13 protein-coding genes are annotated in these 17650 nt (G+C 70.4%); 6 read left to right on the forward strand and 7 right to left on the reverse strand.

Annotated elements, in window-relative coordinates:
* Positions 1–51: 51 nt before the first annotated feature.
* From ACTOWL_RS23815 to ACTOWL_RS23835, 5 genes are read right to left on the reverse strand one after another with little or no spacing between them, the layout of a single operon-like run.
* The gene (locus tag ACTOWL_RS23815; RefSeq protein WP_441323768.1) at positions 52–1317 is read right to left on the reverse strand and encodes an ABC transporter substrate-binding protein; all 1266 of its coding nucleotides are present in this window, start codon (positions 1315–1317) and stop codon (positions 52–54) included.
* 32 nt (positions 1318–1349) lie between these two features.
* Positions 1350–2180, reverse strand: coding sequence for a carbohydrate ABC transporter permease (locus tag ACTOWL_RS23820; RefSeq protein WP_441323769.1), 831 nt, complete (start codon positions 2178–2180; stop codon positions 1350–1352).
* Positions 2177–3103 (reverse strand): carbohydrate ABC transporter permease, encoded by a 927-nt coding sequence (locus ACTOWL_RS23825; protein ID WP_441323770.1) that lies wholly within the window; start codon positions 3101–3103, stop codon positions 2177–2179. Before ACTOWL_RS23825 ends, ACTOWL_RS23820 begins: the two co-directional genes overlap by 4 nt.
* Positions 3096–4250: an ABC transporter ATP-binding protein gene (locus tag ACTOWL_RS23830; protein WP_441323771.1), complete on the reverse strand. Its 1155-nt coding sequence runs from the start codon at positions 4248–4250 to the stop codon at positions 3096–3098. Before ACTOWL_RS23830 ends, ACTOWL_RS23825 begins: the two co-directional genes overlap by 8 nt.
* Positions 4247–5074 carry a metallophosphoesterase family protein gene (locus ACTOWL_RS23835; RefSeq protein WP_441323772.1) on the reverse strand — a complete coding sequence of 276 codons (828 nt, stop codon included), beginning with the start codon at positions 5072–5074 and terminating at the stop codon, positions 4247–4249. Before ACTOWL_RS23835 ends, ACTOWL_RS23830 begins: the two co-directional genes overlap by 4 nt.
* Positions 5075–5390: 316 nt before the next feature.
* Between ACTOWL_RS23835 and ACTOWL_RS23840 the strand changes: the two genes are divergently transcribed.
* Positions 5391–7535: an FUSC family protein gene (locus ACTOWL_RS23840; RefSeq protein ID WP_441323773.1), complete on the forward strand. Its 2145-nt coding sequence runs from the start codon at positions 5391–5393 to the stop codon at positions 7533–7535.
* A 61-nt stretch (positions 7536–7596) separates the two neighbouring features.
* Positions 7597–7965: a GFA family protein gene (locus ACTOWL_RS23845; protein WP_441323774.1), complete on the forward strand. Its 369-nt coding sequence runs from the start codon at positions 7597–7599 to the stop codon at positions 7963–7965.
* Positions 7966–7974: 9 nt separating this feature from the next.
* Here the strand turns inward: ACTOWL_RS23845 and ACTOWL_RS23850 are convergent, their stop codons facing one another.
* The gene (locus ACTOWL_RS23850) at positions 7975–9414 is read right to left on the reverse strand and encodes a DEAD/DEAH box helicase family protein (RefSeq protein WP_441323775.1); all 1440 of its coding nucleotides are present in this window, start codon (positions 9412–9414) and stop codon (positions 7975–7977) included.
* Positions 9415–9621: 207 nt separating this feature from the next.
* Between ACTOWL_RS23850 and ACTOWL_RS23855 the strand changes: the two genes are divergently transcribed.
* Positions 9622–10773, forward strand: coding sequence for a porin (locus ACTOWL_RS23855; protein WP_441323776.1), 1152 nt, complete (start codon positions 9622–9624; stop codon positions 10771–10773).
* A gap of 78 nt (positions 10774–10851) precedes the next feature.
* Positions 10852–11694, forward strand: a complete 843-nt coding sequence (locus ACTOWL_RS23860) for an alpha/beta hydrolase (protein WP_441323777.1) — start codon at positions 10852–10854, stop codon at positions 11692–11694.
* Positions 11695–11724: 30 nt separating this feature from the next.
* On the opposite strand, the gene recG is transcribed toward ACTOWL_RS23860, so the two are convergent.
* Positions 11725–13806, reverse strand: a complete 2082-nt coding sequence (gene recG / locus ACTOWL_RS23865) for an ATP-dependent DNA helicase RecG (protein ID WP_441323778.1) — start codon at positions 13804–13806, stop codon at positions 11725–11727.
* A 45-nt stretch (positions 13807–13851) separates the two neighbouring features.
* On the opposite strand from recG, the gene ACTOWL_RS23870 reads away from it, so the two are divergent.
* The gene (locus tag ACTOWL_RS23870; RefSeq protein ID WP_441323779.1) at positions 13852–14139 is read left to right on the forward strand and encodes an FAD assembly factor SdhE; all 288 of its coding nucleotides are present in this window, start codon (positions 13852–13854) and stop codon (positions 14137–14139) included.
* A complete protein-coding gene (gene mfd / locus ACTOWL_RS23875) occupies positions 14136–17624 on the forward strand; it encodes a transcription-repair coupling factor (RefSeq protein WP_441323780.1) in 3489 nt (1162 codons plus the stop codon). The genes ACTOWL_RS23870 and mfd overlap by 4 nt, the downstream gene beginning before the upstream one ends.
* The last annotated feature ends 26 nt before the right edge of the window (positions 17625–17650 follow it).

Consider the following 17650-nt stretch of genomic DNA (forward strand, 5'->3'; position numbering starts at 1 on the left):
CGGGAGGGGGCCGGCCGGCGGCCGGGCCCCTTCTCTATATGTAACGACGATTCAGCGCCGCGGCAGCAGCTTCTGCACCTCGTCGGCGGCGTCGGCCAGGGCTTCCTCCGGCGTCGCACTCTGCTCCACCACCCGCGACAGGTTGTCGACGATGGTCTGGGTCACCTTCACGCCGTTGCTGCCGGGGAAGGCGTACCAGGGCCGCATCTTGCCCATCTGCTCCAGCCCGGCCTTGAACAGCGGGTTCTTGGCGTAGAAGTCGCCGAGATATTCGGGCGACTTGGCCGCCAGGTCGTTGTTCGGGACGTAGCCGGTGCCCGGCACCACCACCGAGGCGCCGTAAGGCCCGGCGGCGAACTTGATGAACTCCCAGGCCGCCTGCTGCCTGGCCGGGTCGCGGGTCAGCATCACCGCGGCGTTGCCGCCGGTCGGCAGCTGGCCCTTGGCCGGGTCCAAGAGCGGGATCGCCGCGGTGCGCAGCTCGAACTTGTCGCCGACATTCTTGATGGTGTTGCGCAGCGCGCCGGTGGTCTGGAACTCGATCCCGACCTTGCCGGCGACGAAGGCCTGCTCGCCGGCGGACTTGGTGAAGACCGGCATGCCGCCCTCGGTCACCATGCGCCGGACCAGGGTGAAGGCGGCCAGGCCTTCCTGGCCGTCGAAGGCGACCTTCTTCTCATCCGCCGACAGCATGTCGCCGCCGGCGCCGAACAGCAGGGCGCTGAACATCCAGTCGTCGCCCTGCCAGCGGAAATCGATGCCGTCGACACCGTCGCCCAGCGCCTTGATCTTGGCGCCCAGCGCCAGCACCTCGTCCCAGGTCTTGGGCGGGGTGTCCGGGTTGCCGCCGGCTTTCCGCACCAGGTCGGCGTTGTAGTACATGATCGGGTTCGAGGTGGCGAAGGCCAAACCGGCCTGCTGCCCGCCGAACTGGGCCAGGCCCAGGATGTGGTCGCTGAAGCCCTGCTCGGCCATGCGGCCGTCCTTGTCGACGAAGGGCTTGAGGTCGACCGAGATGCCGCGCTCGGCCACCACCCGCAGCCGGTTCAGGCCGATGAAGGTGATGTCCGGCATCTCCGTGGTGCCGGCTTGGCGCAGGATCAGCTGCAGCCCGTCCTCATAGGTCGGCGACGGGCTGGCGAAGACGATCTTCACGTCCGGATGCTCGGCCATGAACTTCTGCGAGATCGTGTCCATCACGTCCTTGAAGAAGCCCGGCATCGGGTAGTGGACGGTCAGGGTGGTCTCAGCCTGGGCGGCGCCGGTCATTGCCGCCGCCAGAGCCATGCCCGCCAGCGCGGTTCGGATCAGTTTCAAGATTGCCCCTCTCTGGAAGAAATGCGACCGGGTCAGCCCTTCAGCCCGGTCAGGGTGATGCCTTCGATGAAGCGGCGCTGGGCGGCCAGGAAGGCGGCGACCAGCGGCAGGGTGACGATCACCGTCGCCGCCATCAGCGCGCCGTAGTCGTCGCCGGCCTCGGCCGCGCGGAAGAACAGCAGGCCCAGCGGCGGCGTCGCCATGCGGGTGTCGCTGACCACGATCAGCGGCCAGAACAGGTCGTTCCAATGCGCGACGACCGAGAAGATCGCGAAGGCGGTGATCGCCGGCCAGGCGTTCGGCACGATGACGCGCCAGACGATCGCCAGCTCCGACATCCCGTCCAGCCGGGCCGCGGCGATCAGGTCGTCCGGCATCGCCCGGAAGAACTGCAGGAACAGGAAGATGCCGAACACCGAGATGGTGAAGGGCGCCACCAGCGCGACATAGGTGTTCAGCGTGCCGGTGGCCGATAGCGCCACATAGATCGGCAGGGCGATGGCGTGGATCGGCACCAGCAGGCCCAGCATGATCATCGTGACCATGGCTTGCGATCCGCGGTAGCGCAGCTTGGCCATGGCATAGGCGCAGGGCACGGCCACCAGCACCTGCAGCACCAGGATCAGGCCGCAGACGATGACGCCGTTCAGCAGGATCTGCGCCATCGGCACCCGGATCAGCGCCTTGGTGAAATTCTCGACCAGCGCCCAACGATGCGGCAGCAGCGACAGGGAGGACGAGAAGATCTCGTCCTGCGGCTTCAGCGCGACCGACAGCATCCACAGATAGGGCGCGACGAAGACGAGCGCGCCGAGCGACAGCAGGGCGAGGCGGGCGACCCGCAGGGGGGACCAGGCGGTCATGCGTAGTGCACCCGGCGGTCGAGGACGCGGTACTGCAGCAGCATCAGCACCACCAGCACGGCCAGGAACACCACCGTCATCGCCGAGGCGTAGCCGACCCGGAGATAGACGAAGCCCTCCTGGTAGATGGTCCACAGCAGGACCTCCGAGGCCTTGTTCGGGCCGCCCTGGGTCAAAGTGCCGACGGTCTCGAACACCTTCACCGCGTTGACCACGCTGATGGTGATCACGAACAGCGTGGTCGGCCCCAGCATCGGCCAGGTCACCAGCCGGAACCGGTCCCAGGCGCTCGCCGCGCCGTCGATCTCGGCCGCGGCGTACAGCTCGCGCGGGATCGCGGTCAGCCCGGCCAGGAACAGCACCATGTTGAAGCCGACCGACTGCCACACGCCGATCAGCGCCAGGCTCAGCAGCACGGTCTTGCTGTCGCCCAGCCAGTTCGGGCCGGGGAGGCCCAGCAGGCGCAGCATCTCGTTCACCGGGCCGATGCTGGGGTGCAGCAGGTACTGCCAGACCGTGGCCATGGCCACCAGCAGCGAGGCGACGGGCAAGAAGTAGATGGTGCGGAACAGCGCCCGGCCGCGCGTCTCGGCCTCGATCAGCAGGGCGACGCCGAGGCCCAGCAGCACCGAGGCCGGGGTGACGATGGCGGTGTAGATCGTGGTGTTCTTCAGCGAGATCAGGAAGGTCCGGTCGCCCAGCAGCTCAGCGTAGTTGTCGAGGCCGATGAAGGTGATGCCGTCATAGCCGAGCTCGTAATCGGTCAGGCTGAAGCCCAGCACCGCCAGGGTCGGGGCCAGGATCAGCGCCGCCAGCAGCAGCACGGCGGGGGCGGACAGGCGCCAGGCGGCGAATCCCTCCGCCCGCGCCGCGGCCCGGGCGGCCCGGCGCGCGGTGTCATCATCGAACGCCAGGTCAGCCATGGGCCGCGATCCGCAGCGTCGCGGGCTCGACCGGCAGGCGGCCGCCCCCGGGGCCGAAGACCAGGATGTCGGCGGCATCGACGGCCAGCGTCGCCGCGGCGCCGGGCGCCAGCTCGGCCGCCAGGGCCGGGGCGGTCTTGGCGACCAGCTCCGCGCCGTCGGCCAGGATCAGGAACACCAGCAGCTCCGAACCCAGGAACTCCAGCCGGCGCACCGTCGCCGCCAGGCCGGGCTGGCCCGGCATCAGGAAGCGCAGCGCCTCCGGCCGGATGCCCAGCGTCACCGCGGTGCCAGGCGCGGCCTCGACGCCGTCGACCAGCACCCGGCCGCCGATGCGGGCGGCATGCGTGTCGTCCAGCACCGCCGGCAGCAGGTTGATGCGCGGGCTGCCGATGAACTGCGCCACCTCGACATGGGCCGGGTCGGCATAGATCCGGGACGGCGTGTCGAGCTGCAGCAGCCGGCCGCCGATCATCAGCGCCACCCGGTCGGCCATGCTCAGTGCCTCGGACTGGTCATGGGTGACGTAGAGCGTGGTGACGCCGGCGCGGCGATGCAGCTCGACGATCTCGCCGCGGGTGTGGACCCTGAGATTGGCGTCGAGATTGGACAGCGGCTCGTCCATCAGGAAGGCGGCGGGCCGGCGCACCAGGGCGCGGGCCAGGGCGACGCGCTGGCGCTGCCCGCCGGACATCTGGCCTGGCTTGCGATCCAGCAGATGGTCGATCCTCAGGCTGGCCGCGGTCTCGCGGACCTGCGCCTGGATCTCCGTGCGCAAGGCGCGCTGGCCGGGCATCAGGTTGCCGATGAAGGGCAGGCGCTGGGTCGTCGACAGCCGCCGCATCGCCAGCGGCACGGCGATGTTCTGGCCGGCGGTCAGATGCGGGTACAGGGCGTAGGACTGGAACACCATGGCGATGTCGCGGGCCGCCGGGCGCAGCGCGGTGATGTCGCGGTCGCCCAACTGCACCGATCCGGTGTCGGCATGCTCCAGCCCGGCGGCGATGCGCAGCAGGGTGGTCTTGCCGCAGCCGGACGGGCCGACCAGGGCGATGAACTCGCCCGGCGCCGCCTCGATGGTGACGTCCTGCAGGATGCGGTTGCCGCCGAACGTCTTGCTGATGCGGCGCAGCGCCAGCCCGGTCATGAAGTGGCCTCGGCCGGCTGATGGCGCGGATAGACCTCGTGGATCACGTCGTCGATCACGAAGGGCCGCAGCTCCGGCAGCTCCACGATCTCGCTCGACACTGTTTCGTCCAGCGTGTGGATCACGGCGCCGAGGATCCGGTCGCCCGGCATGTCGCGCTCCATCGGCCCGACGATGAAGCCGGAGGACGGGCCCCAGACATAGCGGGTGCCGAGATGGGCGCCGGTCCAGGCGCGGTGCAGATGGCCGCTGGCGACCAGGGCCACGCCGTGCCGCTCGAACAGTTCCAGCAGCCGGCGCCGCGGCGCCGGGCGGATGCTCCAATAGCCGGTGTCGCCCTCGTCCGGCTGGTCGACGAAGATCGGCTTGTGGGTGAAGACCACGACGCCGCGGCCCTCGCCGGCCTCCAGCACGCCCTGCAGCCAGGCGAACTGCGCCGCCTCCTCCTCGTCGCCGCTGCCGATGATCTGGCTGTTCAGCCCGACCAGGCGCCAGCCGGGCTGATCGTGCACCCAGCGGTCCGGCCCGATGATGCGGCGCCAGCGTTCCAGCCGCTCCAGGGTGGCCGGCTGGCGGGTGCCGGGCAGGTCGCCGACATCGTGGTTGCCCGGCACCGACAGCACCGGGAAGGGCAGGGCGCGCAGCAGCTCGGCGCAATGCTCCAGATCGGCCTCGACATCCGCCCCGTCGACGCTGAGGTCGCCGGTGTGGACCACCAGGTCCGGCCTCGCGGCCTGCAGCCAGTCCGCCAGCGGCGCCCAGTTCGGTGCGAAGTGGCGCTTGCCGGGGCTCAGATGGGTATCGCTGATCTGGATCACCCGCACGGTCGGCTCCTTTGCTGCTGCCGATCGCCCCGCATGTCATGGCAAAGCACCCGCGCGTTGGGCGGCCCGACGAGCGGCGGCAATCGGATGTGTCGAAAAGCGAGCTTCGGTGCTGCGGCCGGTATCCGGTTCCACTGCGTCTCGCGGCGCGCGGATGATAGGAAGCGGAGATGACGGAACTGTTTCGGCCGGATGAAGAATCGATGTCCGCCGGGACCGGATCGACGGTCGACGGCGTGAAGCATCGGCGGGCATCATGCCCGGGGGGACGACTCGACGAAGGCGGGCGGATGATCGTTCAGGCGGTTGGAGCAGCATGGCGGTGACCGGGGCGGCGACCCGCCGGCGATCACCGCTGCTGATGGCGCTGGTGCAATGGAACCGCGCCACCATTCCCTGGCCGGTGGCGCTGCGCAACGCGCTGGCCGTGGCGCTGCCGGTGATCCTCGGCGTGCTGTCCGGCCAGACCGATGTCGGCCTCGCCGTCGCCGGCGGCGCGCTCAACGTCGTCACCTCGGACGCGCCGGGGCCGCATGCGCTGCGCCTGCGCCGCATGCTGCTGATCTCGCTCGGCACCGGGCTCGCGGCGCTGGCCGGCTTCTCGCTCGGCACGCAATGGCTGCCCTTCCTGCCCGTGCTTGCGGTCTCGGCCTTCCTGCTCGCCATGCTGGTGGCGCTCGGCCCGGTGGCGATGCAGGGCGGCACCGCGATCCTGATCGTGCTGGTGGTGACCGCCGGCACCGCCGGCCATGGCTTCGACCCCTGGGCCGCCGCCGGCCTGTTCTTCGCCGGCGGCCTGCTGGCGACGCTGTTCTCCGTCGCCGCCTGGCCGCTGCGGATCTATCAGCCGGAGCGCGACGCGCTGGCCTCGGTCTACCGCATGCTGTCGGAGATCGCGCGGGTAATGCCGGAGGATACGGAATTCATGCCACTGGCCGATTCCCTGGGCGAGGCGCAGCAACTGCTGGCCCGCAGCGGTGCCGCCCGGATCCGCGGGGTCGAGGCGTTCCGGGTGCTGCTGGGTCTGGCCGAGCGCATCCGGCTCGAGCTCCTGGCCCTGTCCGACCTGCGCGGCCAGGTGGCCGATCCGGCGCTGCCGGCCGTGATGCGCCAGGCGGCGGTGGTGCTGCGCGGCCTCGGCATGGCGCTGCGCCACGGCCGGCCGATGGAGGGTGGGGCAGCGCTGAAGGGCTTCGAGGCGGCGCTGGCGGCCCTGCGAGACGCCCGCCACGCGGCGCATGACCCGCTCCTGCGCTCCCGCCTGCATCTGGCCGAGGCGCGGGCGATCGGCCTGGCCGGTGCCTTGCGTGCCGCGATCCGCAACACGACCGAGGCCGGCGTCCGTGGCGACCGGCGGGCGGCCGAGCGCGACGCCCTGCAGCCGGCGGCGTTGCGGCCCGGCGCGCCGTTGGCGACGCTGCGCGCCAACCTGTCGCTGTCCTCCGCCGCTTTCCGCCACGCGCTGCGCCTTACCGTCTGCGTGGTGGCGGCGGAGGCGCTGGGCCGGGCCATCGGCCTGCCGCAGTACTACTGGATCGCGATGACGGTGGTGATCGTGCTGAAGCCGGATTTCGGCGGCACGGTCAGCTTCGGCCTGCTGCGCATGTTCGGCACCCTGGCCGGCCTGCTGGTGGCCACGGCCGTCGTCTATCTGGTGGCCGACCATCCGTTGGCCCAGGCGCTGCTGATCGCGCCGCTCTATTTCGGCTTCCGCTACCTGGTGCCGGTGCATTACGGCCTGGCGGTGTCGCTGCTGACCGCTGTGGTGGTGCTGCTGCTGGGCCTGGCCGGGCAGCCGGCGGGGCACACGCTGCTGGACCGTGGCGTCGCCACGGTGCTGGGCAGCCTGCTGGCGCTGGCCGCCTATCTGCTGTGGCCGACCTGGGAGCGGGGGCGCGAGCGGCCGGTGATCGCCGCCATGCTCGACGCCTATGCCGCCTATCTTGGGGCGTTGCTGGGCACCGACGCGAAGGCCCAGGCCGAGGCCCGTACCGCCGCGCGCGCCGCCCGGGTCAACGCCCAGGCCTCGGTCGAGCGGCTGCGGGTCGAGCCGGCCGATCCCCAGCAGCCGGCACGGGCCGAGGCGATCTTTGCCAATGCCAACCGCATCCTGCGCGCCGGCATGGCGCTGGAAAGCGCGCTGCACGACCACGGCGCCGCGGCGCTGGCGAAGCACGCCGCGATCGTGTCCTTCGGCCATGCCCTCGCCGCCGCCCTGGGCGAGCTGGCCGCTGCCCTGCGCGACCACCGGGCGCCGGCGATCCCGACCGACCTGCCGGCGCGCCACCGGGCGCTGGCCGAGTTGCTCGACCCGGCAGCCCAGCCGGAGGCCGACCAGCCGGTGATCATGGCGCTGCTGGAGGCGACCGACCGTATGGTGGACGCGGTCGCCTCGCTGACCGACGTGATCGGCGCGGGGGCGGCCATGCCCTCGCCCGAGGCAAGGCCGGCGGTGGCATAGCCCACCCGAACTCGGCCACACTGGCGGGCCGGGAATCACCGGCTTGAGAGGGGGAAACGCCATGACGGTCAAGGGAAGCTGCCATTGCGGCGCGACGCAGTTCGAGGTGCCGATGGCGCCGGAGACCGTGACCCGCTGCACCTGCTCCCTCTGCGCCAAGCGCGGCGCGCTGTGGGGTTATTACCCCGCCGCCGAGTTCAAGCTGACGACCGCGCGCGACCGGGTGTCGACCTATCAGTGGGGCAGCTACACCATCCATCACCACCATTGCGCCGTCTGCGGCTGCACCACCTACACCGAGACGCCGGATTTCAGCACCGGCCAGCCGGATTTCAGCAACCCGAAGGTCAGCATCAACGCCCGGCTGCTCGACGATTTCGACCTGGATTCGGTGCCGGTGACGGTGATCGACGGCAAGAACCTCTGGTAGCGGCAGCGATCACGCCGCGTCGCGCCGCAGCGCCGCGGTCTCGACCACGGCGGCGATGGCGTCGAGCAGCGCGGTGTCGTCGCCGGCCATCGCCTCCATCGACGCCATGCGGGCGATCACCGTGGCGGCCACAGTCTCCTCCACCGTGCCCTCGGCATAGGCGTAGTAGATCACCGCGCGCTCGCCGTCGCGGTGGCAGCGCCCCTCGATCTGCTGCAGCTGGATGGCGCTGTGGCGCATGTCGTGCACCACCAGCGACCGGTCGCGCTCGCCGCCCGGCAGCTCGCCGCGGTGCAGCGAGATCGATTCCGTCACCGTGAACAGCACGGCGTCCAGCCGGCCGGTCTGGAAGGCTATGCGGACGTCTTCATTGCGCTCGCCGGTTTGCGTGCCGTTGATCTCGCCGACCGACCAGCCGCGGCCGCGCAGCGTCTCGGCCAGCATGGCGCTGGTCTCCAGGAAGGCGACCGAGACCGCCACCTGCTGCCCGTTGGCCAGCAGGTCCTCGCAGAAATCGGCGGTGCCGGCGATGCGCAGCAGGCTGGCTTTCTGGCGGAAGCGCAGATCGGCGGCCCAGCCGGTGGCGCGCCGCGTGCTGCCGCCGGCCAGGCCGAGCTCGCGCCGGAACTCGCGCCAGGTCGCCTCGTAGAGCCGCCGGGCCGGCGCGTCCAGCGCGGTCGGCGCCAGCTCGCGCTGCACCTCCGGCCAGCCGGCGATGTCCTCCGGCCGGCGGCGCAGCCCGATCGCCCTGGAGCCCTTGTACAGCAGGTCGGCCATCACCCGGCGGTCCTCCGGGTTCGGCTCCCAGCTCCAGTTCTTCCAGCGGCCCTTGGGCCGGCCGATGCGCAGCCGCTTCATCAGCGCACGGAACCCGTCGAGGTCGCCGGTGCCGCCGGCGGCCTCGGCCAGCAGCCGGCCGAGATAGGACAGCTCGTGCGGCGCCTGGCCGGCGGTGGCGCTCATATAGATCGTAAACGCGGCGGCCGCGGCCATCTGCCGGCAGACCAGCCCCTGCTGCGAGTTCGGGTTGCGGATGCGGTGCGCCTCGTCGATCACCACGATCGGCCAGGTCCGCTTCGGCGTGCCGTGCTTCGCCAGCTCGTTGTTCTTGGCGCGGGTCGACCGCTTGGTGCTGACCGGCGGTGGCGCCAGCAGCGACTTGGTCTTCTCGAAATTCATCAGCGTCACCCGCTTCGCCGCGGTGCCGGAACGGGCGATGGTCCGGCGCCATTGCGGCACGGCGCCCTTCGGGCAGATCACCAGCGCCTCGGCCTCCGGCATCGCCGCGACCGCCAGCCAGGCCGACAGGGTCTTGCCCAGCCCGGTCAGGTCGCCCAGCAGGAAGCCCGGACGTCCCGCCGCCCGGGCCGCGAGGATGGCGTCGCGCGCCGCGACCTGGTGCGGCCGCGGCACGAAGTCGGGGCCGTCAAGCGGGTCGATGCGTTCCATCGCCCCTTCCTGGGCTGATCGCCGGCGCAGCGCAAGGTCATCGGAAGCCCCGGGATTCCGGATGCCGGGCGCCCTGCGGGGTGTTGCAATTTTGCACAGATTATTATGATTTATTTTTTACGGCCTTGTTTTCACTTGGTTTTAGGTGTTGCCGGCGGCAAGTTCGCCGCGCCTTCCCGAAACGATCGCTTGCGATCAGAGGTTCCTATGAAGACGAGCTTGTTCTGTGGGGCCGCGCTGGCGGTCCTCGCGGCCACATGCGCCGCCCAGGCGGAGGACGCCACCGTCACGTCGGGTCTGCAGCTCAAGATCTCCGGCCGGATCGGCTTCCTGGCCGGGTTGTCGCTGAGCGACAACGGCACCCAGAAGTTCGATCGCGACTACGACTTCTCGTCGGGCGCGCGGATGCAGTTCGACGTCAAGAGCGTCACCGATTCCGGCCTGGAATACGGCGCCCGCATCCGCTTCAACAATGTCAACCGGCGCCAGAACGTCACGGTCGACCGCACCTATGTGTACGTCAAGGGCGCCTTCGGCACGGTCACCTTCGGCGACGCGCCGTACATCGCCGAAGACATCGGCGTGGTCTACGCGCATCAGACGCTGGCCACCAGGTTCGGCCTCGACACCGACTGGGCCGACGGCTTCCGCAGCTCCGCCAACAATTTCACCGGCAGCGACCGGTTCTTCGCCGTGGCCGCCTACGACAATATCGGCGGGCTTAGCAACAAGGATACCAAGATCAAGTACACCTCGCCGAGCTTGGCGGGGTTTTCCTTCGGCGTCGATTTCACGCCTGTGGTCGGCGGTAACGGCCATGCCGGCAATGGCGGCCGCAACGACCTGTTCGACGACAGCAGCACCCTCTACGAGAACGTCGTCACCGCCGGCGTCGACTACAGCCCGATCTTGGACGGCATGACGCTGCGCATCGCCGGCACGGCCAACACCGGCAATGGCGTCAGCGGCAACCACGACTTCGAGGCCTATACGCTCGGCGGCCAGGTCGGCTTCGCCAACACCTACTGGGCCAGCGTGAACTGGACGCATTTCTCCAGCATCTACCAGACCGACAAGGCGATCGATTCGATCGTCGGCGACCTGTCCTACACCACCGGGCCGTGGCTGGCCTCGATCGGCTATGCCTACACCACGGCGGAGAAGGGGAACGGGCTGGAGTCCAGCTTCACCGACGGCGAGGATCTGAAGACCAATCACAGCGTGATCGGCACCCTGGTCTACAACCTCGCCCCCGGTCTCAACTTGTTCAGCGAGCTGCGTTACGAACTCAACGAGTTCCGCGTGGGCAAGGATTTCGAGACCTCGGCCCTGACCGCCGGCACGGTCCTGACCTTCTGATCCGGACCGGGGCGCGGCACGCCGCGCCCCATCCGCGCAGGATTGATCCGATGGCCGGTCTGGCGCGTAGGATCATGGATGCGCAAGCTCCTCGTCTCTCTCCTCGCCCTGCTGCCGGCCGGCTGTTCGCCGCTCGGCATGCTCAACGCGGCCCTGGTCCGCGACACTGCCGTCGTCCAGGCGGACATCGCCTATGGCGCGGGGGGGCGGCAGAAGCTCGACCTGTACCAGCCCCGAGTGCCGTCCTCGCAACCTGCCGCGGTGGTGGTGTTCTTCTATGGCGGCAGCTGGACCAGCGGCGAGCGGAGCGACTACCGCTTCGTCGGCCAGGCCCTGGCGGCCGAGGGGATCGTCGCGATCGTGCCGGATTATCGCGTGGCCCCGGCCAGCCCGTTCCCGGCCTTCGTCGAGGATGGGGCGGCCGTGGTCGCCTGGGCGGCGACGAATGCGGCCCGCTTCGGCGGCGATCCGGATCGCATCGTGCTGGTCGGGCATTCCGCCGGGGCCTATATCGCGGCGCTGCTGGCGACCGACCCGTCCTATCTCGCGGCTGAAGGCCTTCCCCTGACGCGCATCCGCGGCGTGGTCGGGGAAGCGGGGCCGTACAGCTTCCACCCGTTGAGCTGGGCGCCGACACGCAATGTCTTCGCCGGGCTGACCGACGAGGACAAGGCTCGGCCGATCGCCCAGGTCGGGCCGCAGGCGCGGCCGATGGTGCTGCTGCATGGTGCCGCCGACGACACGGTGAGGCCCGCCAACACGACGGAAATGGCGGAGCGCCTGCATGCCGCGGGCGTGCCGGTCGAAACCCATCTGTATCCCGGGCTGGGCCATATCGGCCTGCTGCTGACCTTCTATCCCGCCTTCCGCGGCAAGGCGCCGGCCTTCCGGGATCTGGTCGCCGCGGTGCGGCGGTTCTGATGCGCGAACGGCGCCGGGCTTGGTGGGCCGTTACCCCGCCCTTAGATACTTCGCGCTGCTGTCGTGCTCGAACAGGTACAGCAGGGTGCGCAGTGCCTGGCCGCGTGGCCCCTCCAGCTCCGGATCCTTGTTCAGGATCAGGGCGACGTCGTCCTTCGCCACGGCCAGCAGGTCGCCCTGGGAGTCGATGTCGGCGACGCGGAATTCCGGCAGGCCGCTCTGCCGCGTGCCCAGCACCTCGCCGGCGCCGCGCAGGCGCAGATCCTCCTCGGCGATGCGGAAGCCGTCCTCGGTCTCGCGGATCGTCGCCAGGCGCTGCCGTGCCGTCTCGGACAGCGGCTGTGAATAGAGCAGAATGCAGCGCGATGCCGCGTCGCCGCGGCCGACCCGGCCGCGCAGCTGGTGCAGCTGGGCCAGGCCGAAGCGCTCGGCATGCTCGATCACCATCACCGTTGCCGCCGGCACGTTGACGCCGACCTCGATCACCGTGGTCGCGATCAGCAGGTCGATGCCGCCCTCGGCGAAGCCGGCCATCACCGCATCCTTCTCCGCCGACTTCATCTTGCCGTGCACCAGCCCGACCTTCTCGCCGAACATGCGGCGCAGGTCGTCGAAGCGGTCGGTCGCAGCAGCCAGGTCGCTGGTCTCCGATTCCTCGACCAGCGGGCACACCCAATAGGCCTTGCCGCCGCCCGAGAGGTGCCGGCCGATCCCGGCCACCACCTCGTCGATCCGCTCGGCCGAGACGGCGCGGGTGTCGACCGGGGTGCGCCCCGGCGGCTTCTCGGTCAGCTTCGACACCTCCATGTCGCCATAGGCGGTCAGCTGCAGCGTGCGCGGGATCGGTGTCGCCGTCATCACCAGCACGTCGACGCCCTCGCCCTTGGCCGAGAGCTGCAGCCGCTGGTGCACGCCGAAGCGGTGCTGCTCGTCGATCACGGCCACGGCCAGGTCGGCGAACTCGACGCTCTCCTGGAACAGCGCATGGGTGCCGATGACCATGCGGATCGACCCGTCGGCCAGGCCGGCCAGGGTCTCCTTGCGCGCCTTGCCCTTGTCGCGGCCGGTCAGCAGGCCCGGCTCCAGCCCGACCGGCTGCAGCAGCGCCGCCAGCGTCTCCCGGTGCTGCCGCGCCAGGATCTCGGTCGGGGCCAGCAGCGCCGCCTGGCGGCCGTCCTCCACCGCCGCCAGCATCGCCAGCAGGGCGACCACGGTCTTGCCGCTGCCGACATCGCCCTGCAGCAGCCGCAGCATCCGGTTCGGTGCCGCCATGTCGGCATAGATCTCGGCCAGAGACAGGCGCTGGGCGTTGGTCAGGGCGAAGGGCAAAGCGGATTCGACCTGTGCCCGCAGCGATCCGTCGCCGCTGGTCGGACGGCCGGGGCGCTGGCGGGTGGAGCGGCGGAACAGCGCCAGGGCCAGCTGGTTGGCCAGCAGCTCGTCATAGGCCAGGCGCTGCCGGGCCGGGGCGACGGGCAGCAGGTCGGCCGCGTCCTCCGGCGCATGGGCCCGGCGCAGCGATTCCTGCCAGCCCGACCAGCCGCGGCGCTGCAGCCAGGCGGCGTCCTGCCACTCAGGCAGCTCCGGCGCCCGGGCGACGGCGTCGGCGATCACCTTGGCCAGGGTGCGCGGCTGCAGCCCGGCGGTCAGCGGATAGATCGGTTCGACCACCGCGATGGCCTCGCGCTCCTCCAGCGTGCCGACCCGGTCGGGATGCGGCATCTGCAGGCTGCCCTGATACTGCTCGATCCGGCCGGAGACGATCCGGGTCTGGCCGATCGGGAAGGTCGTCTCCAGCCATTTCGCCTGGGCGTGGAAGAAGACCAGGTCGATCGTCCCGGTCGAATCCGAGGCCCGCACCCGGTGCGGCGCGCGGGCGGATGAGCCCCAGATATGGCCGTCGATCCTGAGCGTCAGTGTGACGATGGCGCCGGGCGGGGCCTCGCGCAGGGTGACCACCTTGCGCCGGTCGATCACGCCCGAAGGCAGGTGCCACAACAGGTCCAGCGCCTTCGGCCCGGCCAGTCTTTCGATCAGCCGGGCGATCTTCGGACCGATGCCGTGCAGGGATTCGATGGCAGCAAAGAGCGGGAAGAGGATTTGCGGACGCAAGGCTCGGGTCTATATGGGGCTCACGTGGACACGCACCTTAAGCCAATGACCGAGCCGACTGATAGCGATGCCGTAGCACCGCTGCGCCGTCGCCTGCGCTTCCGCAGCTGGCACCGCGGCACCCGTGAAGCCGACCTGCTGCTCGGCGGCTTCGCCGATGCCGTGCTGGACCGATTCGACGCGGACCAGCTCGCCCGCTACGGCGAGTTGCTGGAGAACAACGACCCGGATCTGTGGGACTGGGTGACCGAGCGGCTGCCCGTGCCGCCCGAGTCCGATAGCGACGTCCTGCGGCTGCTGATCGACTATGCCCGGTCGCGGGGGCGTGCATGAGCGCCCTGGCCGAACCGGTCGCCGCCCGCGCCGCTGCCCGCCACCGCACCATCGGCGGCGTGCCGCAGGGCCAGGATGCGCGGCTCATCGCCGAGCTGGCGCGCAAGGCCGGCGACAAGGGCCTGCTGCATGTCGCCAGCGACGACGCCCGGCTGCCGGCGCTGGAGGCGGCGCTGGCCTTCTTCGCACCCGACCTCCCGGTCGTGGTGCTGCCGCCCTGGGACTGCCTGCCCTATGACCGAGTCTCGCCGAATCCGGAGACGGTGGCGGAGCGTGTCGATGCGCTGACCCGCCTGCTGGTTCCGCGCGAGCCCGGCCGGCCCTTCATCGTGCTGACCACGATCGGCGCCGCGATGCAGCGGGTGCCGCCGCGCGACGCCTTCGCCGAGGCCAGCCTGTCGATCGCGCCGGGCCAGCGCATCGATCTCGAGGCGCTGCAGGGATTCCTCGCCCGCAACGGCTATGTCCGCGCCCAGACCGTGCGCGAGCCGGGCGAATTCGCCATCCGCGGTGGCATCGTCGACCTGTTCCCGCCGGGGACGGATGAGCCGTTGCGGCTCGACCTGTTCGGCGACGAGCTGGAGAAGATCCGCCGTTTCGACCCGATGTCGCAGCGGACCACCGGCGAGGTCGATCGGATCACGCTGAAGCCGATGGGCGAGGTGTTCCTCGACCCCGCCTCGATCGCTCGGTTCCGCAGCGGCTATCGCGAGCTGTTCGGCGCCATCAACGACGATGACCCGCTGTACGAGGCGGTGTCGGCCGGCCGCAAGCAGGCCGGCATGGAGCACTGGCTGCCGCTGTTCCACGACCATCTCGACACGGTCTTCGACTACCTGCCCGACGCCTCGGTCACTCTCGACCACCAGCTGGAGCAGGCGCGCGACCAGCGCCTGGCCCAGATCGCCGATTTCTACGAGGCGCGGCTGACCCACCAGGCGGCGCAGAAGAAGTCGAAGGGCGTGCCGTACCGGCCGATCCCGCCCGATCGCCTGTATCTCGACGTGGCGGAATGGGATGCCGGCCTCGCCGGCCGGCCGGTGGCCAATTTCTCGCCCTTCGCCCCGCCGGAGGGGGGCGCCGATGCCGGCGGCCGCCGCGGCCATGATTTCGCCGAGGCCCGGGCCAACCCCGAGGTCAATCTCTACGCCGCGGTGCGCCAGCACATCGGCGAGCTGAAGGTGGCCGGCAAGCGCGTGCTGATCGCCGGCTACACCCCCGGCGCCCGCGACCGGCTGCGCTCGATGCTGTCGGAACAGGGGAAGGCCGACTTCGCCGTGGCCGAGAGCTGGGCCGGGGTGGAGAAGACCAATCCGGCCAGCGCCGTCATGGTGGTGCTGCCGCTGGAGCACGGGTTCTCAGCACCGGACCTCGCCGTCGTCACCGAGCAGGACATCCTCGGCGACCGGCTGACCCGGCCGCAGAAGAAGCGCCGCAAATCCGAGCAGTTCATCGCCGAGGTCTCGGCCCTGGCGGCGGGCGACATCGTCGTCCACCAGGACCACGGCATCGGCCGCTACGAGGGGCTGGAGACGCTGACCGTCGGCGGCGCGGCGCATGACTGCCTGCGCATCGTCTACGAAGGCGGCGACAAGCTGTTCGTGCCGGTCGAGAACATCGAGGTGCTGTCGCGCTACGGCTCCGGCGACATGGCCGTGCAGCTGGACAAGCTGGGCGGCGCCGGCTGGCAGGCGCGGAAAGCGCGCGTCAAGAAGCGGCTGAAGGACATGGCGGAGGAGCTGATGCGGATCGCCGCCGCCCGCGCCCTGCGCACCACCGCCGCCCTGCCGCCGCCGGAAGGGCTGTACGAGGAGTTCGCGGCCCGCTTCCCCTATGCCGAGACCGAGGACCAGCAGCGCGCCATCGACGAGGTGCTGGACGACCTGCAGGCGGGCCGGCCGATGGACCGTCTGGTCTGCGGCGATGTCGGCTTCGGCAAGACCGAGGTGGCGCTGCGCGCCGCCTTCGCCGCCGCCGCCAACGGCGTGCAGGTGGCGGTGGTGGTGCCGACCACGCTGCTGTCGCGCCAGCATTTCCGCACCTTCTCGGAGCGCTTCAAGGGCCTGCCGCTGCGCGTCGCCCAGCTGTCGCGCATGGTCACGCCGAAGGAGGCGAAGCTGGTGCGGGACGAGCTGGCGGCCGGCACCATGGACATCGTCGTCGGCACCCACGCCATCCTGTCGAAGCAGGTCTCGTTCAAGAATCTCGGCCTCGTCATCGTCGACGAGGAGCAGCATTTCGGCGTCAAGCAGAAGGAGAAGCTGAAGGCGCTGCGCGAGGACGTGCATGTGCTGACGCTCACGGCCACGCCGATCCCGCGCACCTTGCAGATGTCGCTGTCCGGCGTGCGCGAGCTGTCGCTGATCACCACCCCGCCGATCGACCGGCTGGCGGTGCGCACCTTCGTCCTGCCCTTCGACCCGGTGATCATCCGCGAGGCGGTGCTGCGCGAGCATTTCCGCGGCGGCCAGACCTACTATGTCTGCCCGCGGATCGAGGATCTGGGCGAGGCGCACCAGACCCTGCTGGAGCTGGTGCCCGAGGTGAAGATCGCGGTCGCCCACGGCCAGATGCCGGCGACCCAGCTCGAGGAGGTGATGAGCGCTTTCTACGACGGGCAGTTCGACGTGCTGCTGGCCACCGCGATCGTCGAATCCGGCCTGGACGTGCCGTCGGCCAACACCATGGTGATCCACCGCGCCGACCTGTTCGGCCTGGCCCAGCTGTACCAGCTGCGCGGCCGCATCGGCCGGTCGAAGCTGCGCGGCTACGCCTATCTGACCTATGCGCCGCGCAAGCCGCTGAGCAAGACGGCGCAGCAGCGGCTGCATGTGATCGAGACGCTGGACACGCTGGGCGCCGGCTTCACCCTGGCCAGCCACGACATGGACATCCGCGGCGCCGGCAACCTCTTGGGCGAGGAGCAGTCGGGCCATATCCGCGAGGTCGGGGCCGAGCTGTACCAGCAGATGCTGGACGAGGCGGTGCGCGCCGCCCGCGCCGGCATCAGCGCGACGGAAGAGGTGACGGAGAGCTGGACGCCGCAGATCAATCTCGGCGTGCCGGTGCTGATCCCGGAGACTTATGTCGCCGACCTGCAGGTACGGCTCGACCTCTACCGCCGGATCTCGGCGCTGGAAGGCCAGACGGAGCTGGATGGCTTCGCCGCCGAGCTGATCGACCGTTTCGGCGCCCTGCCGGAGGAGGTCGAGAACCTGCTCGAGCTGGTGGCGATCAAGCAGCTGTGCCGCACCGCCGGGGTGGAGCGGCTGGACGCTGGGCCGAAGGGCGCGGTGATCGGCTTCCGCGACAACCGGTTCGCCCGGCCGGACAAGCTGATCGGCTTCATCCAGCGCATGGCCGGGGCGATCAAGGTGCGGCCGGACCAGAAGCTGGTCTATGCCCGCGGCTGGGAGACGCCGCAGGACCGGGTGAGCGGCGCCCGCAAGCTGGTGCGGCGCCTGGCCGATCTGGCCGCAGGCTAGGGTGTTGTGGCGTAGGTTGGGTTCGC

Origin of the sequence: Inquilinus sp. CA228 (assembly GCF_052078665.1) — a bacterium.
Taxonomy (GTDB): domain Bacteria; phylum Pseudomonadota; class Alphaproteobacteria; order DSM-16000; family Inquilinaceae; genus Inquilinus.